At 50.3% G+C, this 14980-nt stretch carries 6 protein-coding genes; all 6 read left to right on the top strand.

Going from position 1 to position 14980, the window contains the following annotated elements; translation table 11 throughout:
• The first annotated feature begins 164 nt into the window (after positions 1–164).
• The 6 genes from B8880_RS00830 (at position 165) to gyrB (ending at position 14911) form a co-directional block, all read left to right on the top strand.
• Complete coding sequence (locus B8880_RS00830) at positions 165–5372, top strand: alpha-2-macroglobulin family protein (RefSeq protein WP_084255370.1); 5208 nt, start codon at positions 165–167, stop codon at positions 5370–5372.
• 70 nt (positions 5373–5442) lie between these two features.
• On the top strand, positions 5443–7722 hold the full coding sequence (locus B8880_RS00825) for a transglycosylase domain-containing protein (RefSeq protein ID WP_084255368.1): 2280 nt from the start codon (positions 5443–5445) through the stop codon (positions 7720–7722).
• 133 nt (positions 7723–7855) lie between these two features.
• Positions 7856–9187, top strand: coding sequence for a chromosomal replication initiator protein DnaA (dnaA, locus tag B8880_RS00820; protein ID WP_218563593.1), 1332 nt, complete (start codon positions 7856–7858; stop codon positions 9185–9187).
• Positions 9188–9199: 12 nt separating this feature from the next.
• A complete protein-coding gene (gene dnaN, locus B8880_RS00815; RefSeq protein ID WP_084255365.1) occupies positions 9200–10300 on the top strand; it encodes a DNA polymerase III subunit beta in 1101 nt (366 codons plus the stop codon).
• 10 nt (positions 10301–10310) lie between these two features.
• Entirely contained in the window at positions 10311–11390 is a 1080-nt protein-coding gene (gene recF, locus B8880_RS00810) for a DNA replication/repair protein RecF (protein WP_084255363.1), read from the top strand.
• Positions 11391–12487: 1097 nt separating this feature from the next.
• Positions 12488–14911, top strand: coding sequence for a DNA topoisomerase (ATP-hydrolyzing) subunit B (gene gyrB, locus B8880_RS00805; RefSeq protein ID WP_084255361.1), 2424 nt, complete (start codon positions 12488–12490; stop codon positions 14909–14911).
• Positions 14912–14980 lie beyond the last annotated feature (69 nt).

Raw genomic sequence — 14980 nt, 5'->3', positions numbered from 1 at the left:
GAATGCTAGCTTACTTGCACAAACCGCTTGTTTATGCCGATTAAATAGCCGATACTGGCAAGCATTAGATTGTTATTAATCGTGAAAAGCACCGCTTAACCGTGCAAAAAATCAGTGAAAGCTGTTTTTAACCGACCATTCCGCACTTAACGTGAGTACTCGATATGAAAAAAACAATTATCGCCCTCCTGTCGGCATTGCCGCTGTTTCTTTCCCAAGCCTTCGCCGCCGATTGGAATCATGCCGCGCTGCAACAATCCGCCGAGCAATTGGTGAAACAACTCGATCTGTTTCTGAACGACAATCCGCAATCGTCGCTGTATAAAACCCTCAGTCTGAGCCAGCAGCAGGCATTGCGCGCCGCAGCGGAAAGCGACAGCGCACTCGACCCGAAACAGGCGCCGAGTTTACACAATCTGCAACACAAAAAACCGTTGGTATCGCAGCTATATAAAATCGCCGAACAAAACCTTTACGGCGACGAATTCGTGCCTTACCTCTATTTATACAACCAATATTTTCCTTCCGTCGAGCAGCAATATAAGCTCTACAGCACGATTATCGACTATAACCCGCGCAATACCGAATTCGCTTTTCCGGCGTTTCAGCGCTATATTTCGCAGCAAAGCCGCGATCCGCAAGCCGATCAGTATTGGCAGCGTTTTGTGAATCATTACGGCTTTAAACTAAATAGTACCAATGTGCAACGCAATATGGACAATCCTTTGGTTTGTTTGAATTTTTCCCAAGTGGTCAATCCCGAACCGCTGCAAAATTGGCAACAGTACGTCAACGTTGCCGAGCATAAAAACATTCAGTGGCAATATCGAGGCAAACGCCTCTGCTTTCAAGGCGAATGGCGGCACGACTATACAATCGAACTCAATCCGAAGTTACAAAACGAATATCGGCTCGGCTTAACCAATCCGACCGAACAGGGGCGGCCGCTCACCTTACAGATTGCCACCGGCGACCGTTCGCCGATGCTGCGCTTTGCCAACAAGGGCAACGTATTAAATGCGTATCGCGAACGCAATCTGACACTGGAATCCGCTAATATCAATCATGTCGACTTACAACTTTGGCAAATTCCCGTCAGCAATCTTGCCGGTTATGACGTGCGTTCGCTGCTCAACGACAGCGGTGCCGGGTGGCGTTTGGACAGCGATTTAAATAACAACGCTCGACTCCTGTTCGAAGGGCATTTTCAAATTGAAGGCGCACAAACCAACCAAACCGCGGTCAGCAATATTTTCTTTGACGATTTGACCGACAACGCCAAATCCGGCGTTTACCTGCTGCGCGCCAACAATAAGGACAACAACGATGAGTATGGCAACGGCGAACAAACCATTCAAACCTTCACCTTAAGCAACAGCGGTTTCACCGCCTACAAAACCGCACACGGCTTATGGGTCGAAGTGCGCGATTTAGAGAGCAAAAAACCAATTTCCGCACAAACCGTTTCCCTTTATGCCAAAGACAACGATATTCTGGCAAGCGCCAAAACCGATCGCAACGGGCTCGCCTTTTTTGCACAAGCCGCCATTGCCGGTGAAAAAGGCGCTACCCCTAGCCATCTGATCACACTGGACGATAACCGCATGGGATATTTGGATTTGCTCGGCAACACCATCGATCTGTCCGACAAAGGTTTGTCTGGTGAACTGGAAAATCCGTTAATGCAAAGTTGGATCTGGTTTGATCGCGGTGTTTATCGTCCGAACGATAGCGCCAACGCCATGTTTTTATTGAAAACACCCGACGGCAACGCTTTTTCCTCCGCCTCAATTTGGGCAACCCTGATTCGCCCCGACGGCAAAACCTTCTCCGTCAATGAACTGAAACCGCACGCCAACGGCGCATACTATTTTAGCCATTACTTCCCTGCGATCGCACGTTTGGGCAGTTGGAAACTGCAATTATCGCTTGCTAAAGACGGCAAAGGTTTTATCGCCGAACGGCAAATCAACCTCGCCTCGATTCTGCCGCAGCAAATCGAAGTGAAAACCGAAGCGCTGAATCCCGTTTTACAGCAGGGCGAAACCGCACTTTTCCAAATCAAAGCCGATTGGCTATACGGTGCACCGGCGGTCAATCAGTCCGGTTATGTGAAGTGGACGGTTCAACCTGCCTATGAAACAGATTCATTGGCAAAATGGAAAGACTGGCAAATCGGCGTGTTTGACGAAAACGTCAAATCGCTGTCGCAACAGGATTCGCTGCCCGCCACCGATCAACAGGGCATCACCCGATTTACCTTGCCGTTGAATAACCTGCCGCGCAGCAGCAAACCGCTAGTATTGCAATTACAAAGTGCGGTCATTGAACCGAGCGGACAAGAAGTGCGCTCTTCACTGACGGCGGCGATTCAACGCCAAGCGCCTTATGTGGTGTTAAAAACCAAAGATAAAACGGCGCAGACCGCACTTATCAACGATCAGGGCGAACAACTCAGCGGAAAACTCCGCTGGAAGTTGTATCGGGTGCACTATAATTGGTACTGGTATAGCAACAATAACGGCTGGGATTACCAAGTCAACGAAACGCGCCAGTTAAGCGATCAAGGCAGCGTAACCGCCGACAGCGGTCAAATTACAGCATTCGAATTACCGATTAACGACGGCAGCTGGCTGCTCGAAGTGCAAGGGGACGACCCGCTCAGCACCGCGTCCTTGCCGATTGAATACGGCAACGGCGTGCGGCCGAACATCAACAATGCGCCGGATACCCTTTCTATCAGCAGCGACAAAATGCGCTATCAAGCCGGAGAAACGGTAAAAGTGCGGTTGCGTGCGCCGTTTGACGGCCCTGCCAGCGTGAAATTAGCCACCCGTGAAATTGTGGCGAATTATCAGCTGAATTTCAAAAACGGCGAAGCCGAACTGGATTTCAAATGGCAGCCGCAATGGGCACAAGGCGTATGGCTGTTGGCAAACGGCTGGAACCAAGCGCCGAGCGAAAATCAAAATCTGCGTGCGGTCGGGCTGCACTGGTTGGGCAGCGATTTAGGCAACGTAACTCTGAATTTACAACTCGACAGTCCGCAACAAACCTTGCCGAACCAAAAAATCAGCCTGCCGTTACAACTGGATAACGCCACGCCGGACACTTGGGCGCAAGTGGCGGTGGTGGACGAAGGGTTATATCAGCTCGCCAAAGCCAGCTTCAGCAATCCGCAGCAAGCCTTTTGGGGCAAAAAGCAGATCGATCTCGACATGTTTGATGTCTGGGGCGGCGTGATTAAACAGATCAAAGCCCGTCAGGCGGCGATCCGTAGCGGTGCGGACGGCGATGACAGCGCTGAAATCGGTACTGCCGCACTGCCGGATTTGGATATTGATTTGCTGACCTATTGGTCGCAGCCGATTCCATTTGACCAACAAGGCAAAGCGCAGGCAGAGCTGGAATTGCCGCAGTTTAACGGCAAAGTGCGGATTATGGCGGTGGCGTGGAATCCGCAACAAATCGGTAGCGTGGAAAAAACCATGATTGTCAAACAGCCGCTGGTGAGCCAATTCAACACACCGCTGTTTTTATCCGTCGGCGACCATAGTGAAATGCAAGTGCGGTTACACAACACCACCGATCAGCCGTTGCAATTAAACGTAGCGCTGAGCGCCAATCCGGCGGTGACATTCCACGATAACAAGGCACAGCAGATGATTAAACTGCAAGCGCAGCAAGAAATCATCCTGAACCGCACTTTCAGCGTGGAAAACAGCGGAAAAGCCGAGTTCAATCTGCACATCGACGGCGATATTAGCGATAAACAACAACGTTTTGCCGACATTCGCAAGCCGGCGCTACCGTTTAACCGCCTGACCTTGACCCAACTGGAATCCGGCGCAACCTGGCAATCTCCGGCGCTGAATTTGCCAAACGGCTCGTCGCTGACAAACCATTTGCAGGTGTCTAACCGTGCGCCGTTCGATCCGCAAGCGGTGTTGGATTATTTGAACAGCTATCCTTACGGCTGCGTCGAACAAACCACCAGCGCCGCGTGGAACAACCTGCTGTTGGATCAATTGATTCCGGGCTACGGCCTGCCGAGTGCCAAATATGCCGATCCGGCGCAACGGCAAAACAACCTCAACAACGCGCTCTTGCGCCTAGCCAACCAACAGGCGAGCGACGGCGGATTTTCGTTGTGGGGCGATGAGCAATCAACGTTATGGCTGAGTGCATTTGTCGGCGATTTCCTGCTCGACAACCAATTGCATACCCCTGCGTTCAACCAAAACCACATGCTAAACCGCACTTTGGGCTATCTCTACCAAACCGTCGTCCATGCGAATTATAACGGCTTGCAACCTGCCACCGCCGACACCACCGGCTATGCCTACGCATTATATGTGTTGGCAAAAGCCGGCCAGCAAACGCAAGGCGCACTGTTAAAAGCCTTGCCGGTGGTGGCGAAAAGCGGCGACATCTATCCGGCACGGCTGTTTGTGCTGAATGCGCTATTGTTACAGGGCGAAGTCGGCAAAGTGGCGGAACAAATGCGCCTGATTGCTCAGGCACCGCAAGCGGTCAGCTTCGGTTATGCCAACTACGGCGCCGAATTGCGTGATTACGCCAGCTCAATGGTGCTGCTGTATGAATTGAAAAATCAAATTGCCAAACTGCATATCAGCGAAAACCAACTGCCGCAACAGATTGACAGCGCCATCAACACCGTCTGGGGCACGTTGTTAAACGAGCTGCAAGCCCGCCGCTATTTCGACACCCAATCCGCCCACTGGCTGGCAAAACTGGCTACGCTATTGCCGCAAAGCAACGGTGTGATTGAACTGGAAGTCAACGGCGAACAGCGGCGTATCGACGGCTCCGCCAACATTCAGCCGCAGGATAGCACGGCGCTCAGCGTGCGCAATCTCGGTTCGACGCCGGCATTTATCAGTTTGAACCAGTGGATCACGCCGGCTACGGCGGAACGGCTGGAAAACGGCTATCGGATTGAAACCGCATTGCGTGATCTACAGGGCAAACCGCTTGATCCGAGCGCGCTGCAACTGAATCAATTGCTGACGATCGAATTCAAATTGAGCAAAACCGCCTCTGCGCCGCAGACCGATGCCGAGATGATGTTGGTTTATGCCCTGCCTGCCGGCTTCAGCGTGCAAGAAAATATGACACCGCCAGTTGCGCAAAATGACGATTCCATGTTGTTTGTCGATTTCAGCGAAAACCGCGACGATCGGCATCTGCTCGCCTTCACTTTTGCCAAAACTCAAAGCCAAGTGACTCACCGTCTGGTGGTGCGTGCCGCCAAACGGGGCTTATGGACGGCACCGGCGACCACGTTGGAAAATATGTATCAACCGCAATATCGCGCCGTCTTGCCGGTGAGCACGGTTGAAATAAAATAACTCTCGAACGGGGACGGATTTCAGCACCGTCCCCGATAACACTCTCAACGGATTGAAATAAACCAACAACATGGCAGCCGCAAGCAAAAAGCAAAATTCCATTGTCCGCCATCGCCGCTGTTGGCTCGGCGCTGTCTTGCTCGCCGGTCTGCTGTTTTTTGCCGTGCCGCACCTGTTGGATCGATGTTTTCCGCCAGATTTGCAGCGTTACCAACACCGTTCGCTCTTGATCACCGATCGCAACGGCGAATGGCTGCGAGCCTATCTTTCTCCCGATCAAACCTGGCGCTTGCCGCTGCAAGCCGACCAACTGCCGGACGACTATCTCAAACTGCTGATCAACTTTGAAGATCGGCGTTTTTATCAACATAACGGTATTGATTATCCGGCGATTATCCGTGCCATCGGGCAAAACCTCCGTCACGGACGCATTGTATCCGGCGCTTCAACCCTGAGCATGCAAACCGCCCGTTTGTTAATGCCGCATTCACGCAGTTGGACAGGCAAGCTCGGCGAACTGTTTCGGGCGTGGCAATTGGAACGCCGCTTCAGCAAAACACAGATTTTGCAGATGTATATGCAACTTGCGCCGATGGGCGGCAATTTGGAAGGAATCACCAGCGCCGCCTATCACTATTTCAACAAACCGGCGGATAAATTGTCGTTGGCGGAAGCCGCGTGGCTGGTGGCACTGCCGCAATCGCCCACCGCCTATCATCCGCTGCGCTATCCACAACGGGCGAAACAAGCACGCGATCAGGTGCTAAACCGTGCCTTCAGCGCCGGATTAATTACACCGCAGCAGTATCAAAGTGCGGTTGCGCAGGCGGTGAGCATTCGCCCGACTGCGTTTCCATTGATTGCACCGCACTTTAGTGATCAAGTAAAAAGTGATCAAGTAAAAAGTGATCAAGTAAAAAGTGACCAAGTAAAAAGTGACCAAGTAAAAAGTGACCAAGTAAAAAATGCTCAAGTAAAAAATAATCAAATAAAAGCCGAACAGGCCGACAAGCCACCCTGCGTTATCCAAACCTCGCTGCACAAACCGCTGCAAATCGCACTGGAAAAACTGCTCAACGACAGCCTTAAACAGCGCCACGCAAACAGCAATCTGGCGGCGGCAATTATGGATAACCAAAGCGGCGAATACCTTGCCTATGTCGGTTCGGCGGATTTCTTTGCGCAAGCCCGTTCGGGGCAAATCGATATGCTGCAAGCGGTGCGTTCGCCCGGCTCGGCACTGAAACCCTTTGTCACTCTGTTCGCATTTGACTGGTTAAATTATCAGCCCACTACCCTGATCCAAGACACGCCGATTCTCGATGATCTATACCGCCCGAACAATTACGACGGCTACTACCAAGGCGAAATGACGCTGGCAAATGCACTGGTGCGCTCACGCAATGTGCCGGCGGTGCGGCTATTACGCGCTATCAATCCATTTCGCTTCAGTCACCATTTGCAGCAGCAAGGTTTGCAGCTCTACTTCCCTGCCAATGCGCAACCGAATTTATCCGTCGCCTTGGGTGGTGTCGGCATCAAAGGCGCGCAGTTGCTCAAGCTGTACCGCACTTTGGCGAATTGTGGTTATGACCCAAACACCCGCTCTGCATTAGCGTCATCATTAAGCTGCTGGCAAATAACAGAAATTTTGCAGCAAAGCCAAGATCAAAACGGACGGCTGTTCTGGGGCAAAGCGCCGGTCGCCTTTAAAACCGGTACGGCGTACGGGTGGCGCGATCAATGGTTATTTGCCTACACCGAACAGTACAGTCTGGTATTGTGGGGCGGTCGGGCGGACGGCAAATTTGCCAATCAGCGTGCCAGCGCCGAAGATCTGATTCCGTTATTGCGCAAAGTGTTGGGCTTGTTACCGAATCCGCCGCACCGCTATCTCGCACCAAGCTATCCGCTGGCAATCCGCAGCGGTCGCTTGCCGGCACATTTGCAACGGGTCAATTCGGCAGCGCAGCAAAATCAGGCACAACGTGCGGTTTCCGCCGCAACCTTGCCGTTGGCGATTGTTACCCCACTGCATAACAGCGTGCTCGAACTGCCGCAGGCGCGCGATCTCACCCTGCAAATCAGCGGCGGCAGCGCGCCCTATTTATGGTTTTTAAACGACAATCTGATCGAACAGGGCTATCCGAACCGCACTTTATTATCCCTCAACGGCAACGGCAGTTATCGCTTGGTGATTGTGGACGCCAACGGCAATAGCGTACAAAGCGATTTTCGGGTGCGTATTTTGAGCCAAAGCGCGCCTCGGCAACCAAATCGTGCAAAAATAATCCGCGCTGACGCAAGACCGCCGCACGCCCCTGCCGACAGCAATTTCGAGAAAGAGTAGAACCCTGAAAAAGCAAGCAGTTTTTTTTTGTTTTTTAGAGATCGATTCGGGATCTTAACCGCACTTTATTGTATCATTAGCGCTTATCCCGTTTTCACATCATCATATAAAGAATAATAATGGAGTAACAAGCGTGTCCTCTCTCTGGCAAGATTGTCTTTCGCATTTACAAGATAAAGTTTCTACCACAGATTTCAGCACCTGGTTGAGACCGTTGCAGGCCGAAATCAGTAACGATACGCTCATGCTGTATGCCCAAAACAGCTTTGTCAAAAAATGGGTTGAAGAAAAATATCTGGTTCAAATTAAAGAAACCACCCGCTTTTTGTCTAAAAACGACAGTTTCAGCGTCAAAGTTATCGACGGGATCAAACCGGAAGCCAAACCGCAGGCAGCAAACAACACGTCAAAAAACGACGCGCAAGCCGACGGCAAACCCTTTCGCAGCAATTTAAATCCCAAGCACACTTTCGACAATTTTGTTGAGGGTAAATCCAACCAGATGGCACGCGCGGTGGCGCAAAAAGTGGCGGATAATCCGGGCAGCTCCGATTCCAATCCGCTGTATTTATACGGCAGCACCGGCTTGGGGAAAACCCACTTGCTGCATGCCATCGGCAACGGCATTTTAGCCAATAATCCGGACGCCAAAGTGGTATATATGCACTCGGAGCGCTTTGTGCAGGAGATGGTAAAAGCGCTGCGTAACGACAAAATCGACAGCTTCAAAAAATTTTACCGCAATCTGGACGCATTGCTAATCGATGACATTCAGTTTTTTGCCAACAAAGAAGGGACGCAAGAGGAGTTTTTCCATACCTTCAATGCGTTATTCGAAAGCAATCACCAGATTATCCTGACCTCGGATCGCTACCCTAAAGAGATCGACAAAATCGAGGATCGCCTGAAATCCCGCTTCGGCTGGGGTTTGAGTATTGCCATCGAGCCGCCGGATCTGGAAACCCGTGTCGCCATTTTAATGAAAAAAGCGGAAGAAAGCGGAACCGCACTACCGGAAGACGTTGCCTTTTTTATCGGACAAAAACTGCGCACCAACGTGCGCGAACTGGAGGGTGCGCTCAATCGGGTACGGGCATGGGCGGATTTCAAAGGCGAACACGTCACCATTGATTTGGTGCGCGAAGCACTGAAAGATATGTTGGCGCTGCAAGACAAACTGGTCACGATTGAAAATATCCAAAAAGTGGTTGCTGAATATTACAAAATCAAAGTTTCCGATTTAAAATCAAAAAGCCGCTCCCGTTCGGTCACTCGCCCGCGCCAACTGGCGATGGCACTGGCAAAAGAGCTGACCAACCGCAGTTTGCCGGAAATCGGCAAAGCATTCGGTGACCGCGATCACACCACCGTGTTGCACGCCTGCCGCACGATTGCGGATTTGCGTGAAAAAGACAATAATATCCAAGAAGATTTTTCCAATTTAATACGAACATTATCAGCATAAAAGAGGGTGACAATGCAATTTTCTATCACTCGGGAAAACCTGCTCAAACCGTTACAACAAGTTTGCGGCGTGCTGAATTCCCGTCCGCCGACAGCCGTGTTGCATAATTTATTACTGCAAGTGGACAATCAGCGTTTGATTTTGACCGGTACCGATTTGGAAGCGGAGCTTTCCACCCAATCGCAACTGAAAAGTGCGGATCAAGACGGCTTTTGCACCATTCCGGGCAAGAAGTTTTTGGATATTTGCCGCAGTTTTAACGACGATGCCGAAATCAAGGTGATCTTTGAAGAAGACCGCGCGATTGTCAGCAGCGGCCGCAGCCGTTTCACGCTCTCTACCCTGCCTGCCAACGAATATCCGTCACTGACCGACTGGCAAGCGGAAGTGGATTTCACCGTTGCGCAAGAAACCTTGAGCCGCTTGATTGATGCCACCCAGTTCTCAATGGCAAACCAAGACGCACGCTATTTCTTAAACGGTATGAAGTTCGAAACCGAAGGCAATTTGCTACGCACCATCGCCACCGACGGCCACCGCTTGGCGGTTTGCACCATCGCCCTCGAACAAGCGCTGCCGAATCATTCGGTGATTATGCCGCGCAAAGGCGTGTTGGAGCTCAACCGTTTATTAAACGAACCGAGCCAGCCGGTGCGGATTCAAATCGGCACCAGCAATATTCGGGTGCAATTCGAGCATACGGTCTTTACTTCCAAACTGATCGATGGCCGTTTTCCGGATTACCGCCGCGTGTTGCCGCGCAACGCCGATCACATTATCGAAGCCGATTGGGCGACGTTAAAACAGGCGTTCTCCCGTGCGGCGATTCTCTCCAGCGACCGCATTCACGGCGTGCGTTTGGCATTAAGTTTAAATCAAATGGGCATTACCTCCAGCAATGCGGAAAAAGATGTCGCCGAAGAAGTGATTGATATTCAATATGATAACGATGAAATGGAGATCAGCTTCAATGTCAGTTATCTGTTGGACGTACTCAACGCACTGAAATGCGAAAAAGTGCGGTTCCGTTTCAGCGATTCCAACTCCAGCTGTTTAATCGAAGACTGCAACGAAGCCAGTGCGGAATATGTGATTATGCCGATGCGCTTATAACGGTGTCGCAGTGGCATTATCCAGACTGATTATTAATGCGTTTCGCAATTTACAAGCCGTTGATTTTGAACCGAATCACGGCTTTAACTTTGTTGTCGGCAATAACGGCAGCGGCAAAACCAGCCTGCTGGAAGCGATCTATTATCTGGGGCATGGCCGTTCGTTTAAAAGTGCGGTCAGCCAACGCATAATCCATTACGATCAACCGCACTTTACCTTGCACGCGCGGATAAACGAGCAACAACACGAATGGGCGTTGGGCTTGCAGAAAACCCGCCAAGGCGACACACTGGTCAAAATCAACGGCGAGGACGGCAATAAAATCGCCGATCTGGCACAGCTATTGCCGATGCAGATTATTTCGCCGGAGGGCTTAACCCTGCTCAACGGCGGACCGGCTTTTCGCCGCGCATTTTTGGATTGGGGGCTGTTCCATCATCAAAGCGAATTTTACAGCGTTTGGACAAGATTGCGCCGCTTGTTGAAACAGCGCAACGCCGCCTTGCAGCAAAGCTCGCACTATGCACCGCTCAAAATCTGGGACGGCGAACTGTCGCTGTTGGCGCACCAAGTCAGCGATTGGCGCCGAGAATATGTCGAAACCCTGCGTCCGAATATCGAACAAACCTGCCGCTTGTTTCTGCCGGAGCTGGAGATTCAGGTCAGCTTTCATCAAGGTTGGGATAAAGAGACTGAATATGCAGCGCTGCTGGCGCAACATTTCGAACGCGATAAAAATATCGGCTATACGGTTTCCGGCCCGCAAAAAGCCGATTTCCGTTTTAAAGCCAACGGCTTGCCGGTTGATGACGTACTCTCGCGCGGACAGCTCAAACTATTGATGTGCGCGCTGCGTTTGGCACAAGGCGAGCATTTAACTGCCACAAAGCAGCGGAATTGTCTGTTTTTACTTGATGATTTTGCCTCCGAATTGGATCAAACCAAACGCGGACTCCTTGCCGAACGCCTGCAAAACAGCGGCTCGCAAGTGTTTGTCACCGCCATCACCCAAGATCAGTTAAAACAAATGCCTGTGACAAAGGGATCATTGTTTGAGCTGCAACGTGGGGAATTAGTACAGTTGGGCTGACCGCACTTTGGTTTTTTCTTGCTCATCTAAAAGTTAACTATCGGATTTCGCCGATGACGACTGATTTTTTTTATCGCTATTGTTTTTCGCCTTGCGGCGACCGTACTTTGGTTTTTTCTTGCTCATCTAAAAGTTAACTATCGGGTTTCGCCGATGACGACTGATTTTTTTATCGCTATTATTTTTCGCCTTGTGGCGACTTTCTTTTTTGATTCACAAAATCATAAATGATTTTGTTCACCCTACGGTTCGTTGCCATAGGCAACGCTCAAAAGCTATCGCTTTTGTGCTTCGCCAAAGAAAAGATAAGCAAAAGAAAGGCGACCCCAATTGTAGTGCTGATCTTCACCTTTGCTAATTTCTACGGTCAATTTGTAAACTTGCCTGCTGCGCAGGCTTCGAACACAACAAATTGACCTTGAAATCTTCACGCAAATGTTCAGGAACTACAGATGGGGCAATTTAAAACCAACCGCACCGCACTTTCGCTCATCACGAAGTTCAACGTATAAAGTGCGGTATAAAACCTCGTACTTTGCGTTGTGTTTTTCGGGTTCCCTTATGAACTGCCTGAGCATGTGTGAAATTTCTACGGTCAATTTGTAAACTTGCCTGCTGCGCAGGCTTCGAACACGACAAATTGACCTTGAAATCTTCACGCAAACGTTCAGGCACTACAGATGGGGAAATTTAAAACCAAGCGCACCGCACTTTCGCTCATCACGAAGTTCAACGTATAAAGTGCGGTATAAAACCTCGTGCTTTGCGTTGTGTTTTTCGGGTTCCCTTATGAACTGCCTGAGCGTGTGTGACATTTGTAGGGAAATTTTTTTGTTTGAGCGCAGCGAGTCTGCCCGCGAAGCGGGCGCATTAAAAATTTTCCGTTAAGCAAATTCACACTAAGCGAAGATCAGCAGTTCATCAGGGTGTGCTTTCTTTTGCCTACTTTTCTTTGCACAAGCAAAGAAAAGTATGGTCGCCACAAAGCGAAAAAGAGATAACGAATGAATAAAAGAAAAAAGACAAAATACAGCCAAAATCTGTTATAATTATTTAAATTTTTTGAATAAAAACTGAGAGAAATTATGTCGTCAGATATGCCAAATAACACCACCACAAATAGCTATGATTCGTCCAGTATCAAAGTCCTGAAAGGGCTTGATGCGGTGAGAAAACGCCCTGGAATGTATATCGGTGACACCGACGACGGCAGCGGCTTGCACCACATGGTATTTGAAGTAGTGGATAACTCCATCGACGAAGCCCTCGCCGGACATTGCCAAGACATTATCGTGACAATTCATACCGATAATTCCGTTTCGGTGCAAGACGACGGGCGCGGGATTCCGGTCGGAATCCATGAAGAAGAGGGCGTTTCGGCGGCGGAAGTGATTATGACCGTGTTGCACGCTGGCGGTAAATTCGACGACAACTCCTATAAAGTCTCCGGCGGCTTGCACGGCGTGGGCGTGTCGGTAGTGAATGCGCTTTCCGATAAATTATTGCTGACCATCCGCCGCGAAGGCAAAGTGCACGAACAAACCTACCATTTGGGCGTGCCGCAAGCGCCGTTAAGCGTGATCGGCGAAACCGAACAGACCGGTACGGCGGTGCGTTTCTGGCCGAGCCCGACCATTTTCACCAATATCGAATATCAGTATGAAGTCTTGGCAAAACGCCTGCGCGAACTGTCGTTTTTGAATTCCGGCGTTTCGATTAAATTAATCGACAAACGCACCGACAAGCAGGATCACTTCAAATACGAAGGCGGAATCCGTGCCTTCGTCGAACATTTAAACAAAAATAAAAACCCGATTCACCCGCAAGCCTTCTATTTATCCACCGAAAAAGACGATATCGGGGTGGAAGTGGCAATGCAGTGGAACGACGGTTTCCAAGAGAATCTTTACTGCTTCACCAACAATATTCCGCAACGTGACGGCGGTACGCACTTAGCCGGTTTTCGCGGCGCTTTAACCCGTACCCTGAACAACTATATGGAAAACGAGGGCTACAACAAAAAATCGAAAATCAATACCTCCGGCGACGATGCACGCGAAGGCTTGGTAGCGATTATTTCGGTGAAAGTGCCTGATCCGAAATTCTCCTCGCAAACCAAAGACAAACTGGTTTCCTCCGAAGTCAAAGGCGCAGTGGAATCGGCAATGGGCGAACGCCTGCAAGAATATCTGTTGGAAAACCCGACTGACGCCAAAATTATCGTCGGCAAAATTATCGACGCCGCCCGTGCCCGTGAAGCCGCGCGCAAAGCCCGCGAGATGACCCGTCGCAAAGGCGCATTGGATCTGGGCGGTTTGCCGGGTAAATTGGCAGATTGCCAAGAGCGCGATCCGGCACTTTCTGAACTGTATATCGTGGAAGGGGATTCCGCCGGCGGTTCGGCAAAACAGGGGCGCAACCGTAAAAATCAGGCAATTTTGCCGTTAAAAGGCAAAATACTGAACGTGGAAAAAGCCCGTTTCGACAAAATGCTATCCTCACAAGAGGTTGCCACCCTGATCACTGCACTTGGCTGCGGTATCGGGCGCGATGAATATAATCCGGAAAAATTGCGTTACCACAAAATCATCATCATGACCGATGCCGATGTGGACGGCGCGCATATCCGTACCCTGCTGCTGACATTCTTCTATCGTCAAATGCCGGAATTGATCGAAAAAGGCTATGTTTATATTGCGCAGCCGCCACTGTATAAAGTGAAAAAAGGCAAGCAAGAACAATATATTAAAGACGACGAAGCCATGACCCAGTATGAATTGGCGATTGCGTTGGACGGTGCCGGTCTGCATATTTCCGACACCGCACCAGTGATGAGCGGCTTGCCGTTGGAAAAATTAATTGGCGAATATAACAACGTGAATAAAATGATCACCCGTTTGAGCCGTCACTACCCGACCGCACTTTTGCAAGAGTTGATCTATGCGCCGACCTTGAGTGCAGAACTGATGAAAAACCAAGCCGAATTGGAAAACTGGGCACAGCAACTGCTGGCAAAACTGAAAAACAAAGATATCGGCGGCAATCACTATTCGATTCGCAGCGAATACAATCAAGAACGTCATCTGCACGAAGTGGTGCTGACCGTACGCACTCACGGCATCGACACCGACTACCGTCTGGACTTCCAGTTTGCCGAAGGCTCGGAATATCAGCGTCTGGTCAAATTGGGCGAACAACTGCGCAATCTGATCGAACCGGGCGCTTATGTGGTGCGCGGCGAACGCCAAGCCACCGTCAGTTCGTTTGAAGAAACAGTCGAATGGCTGGTCAGAGAATCCCGCCGCGGTTTGGGGATCCAGCGCTATAAAGGACTGGGCGAAATGAATCCCGACCAACTTTGGGAAACCACGATGGATCCGAACGCCCGTCATATGCTGCAAGTGACGATTAAAGACGCCGTCGCCGCCGACCAACTGTTCACCACCCTGATGGGCGACGAAGTCGAACCGCGCCGAGACTTTATCGAAAGCAACGCATTGCAGGCGAATTTGGATATTTAATTTTTATATTTTCCCATTTTTTATCATCTATTCTCCCCCTTTGCTTGCGAAGGGGGTATTGAAAAAATA

Origin of the sequence: Pasteurella testudinis DSM 23072, assembly GCF_900176075.1 — a bacterium.
GTDB lineage: Bacteria > Pseudomonadota > Gammaproteobacteria > Enterobacterales > Pasteurellaceae > Chelonobacter > Chelonobacter testudinis.
Note: the sequence above shows the minus strand (reverse complement) of the source record. Positions and strands in the feature narration are given on the sequence as shown.

Coding starts and splice junctions, on each gene's coding strand:
- B8880_RS00830 (WP_084255370.1), top strand. CDS start 165: ATGAAAAAAACAATTATCGCCCTCCTGTCGGCATTGCCGCTGTTTCTT.
- gyrB (WP_084255361.1), top strand. CDS start 12,488: ATGCCAAATAACACCACCACAAATAGCTATGATTCGTCCAGTATCAAA.
- dnaN (WP_084255365.1), top strand. CDS start 9,200: ATGCAATTTTCTATCACTCGGGAAAACCTGCTCAAACCGTTACAACAA.
- B8880_RS00825 (WP_084255368.1), top strand. CDS start 5,443: ATGGCAGCCGCAAGCAAAAAGCAAAATTCCATTGTCCGCCATCGCCGC.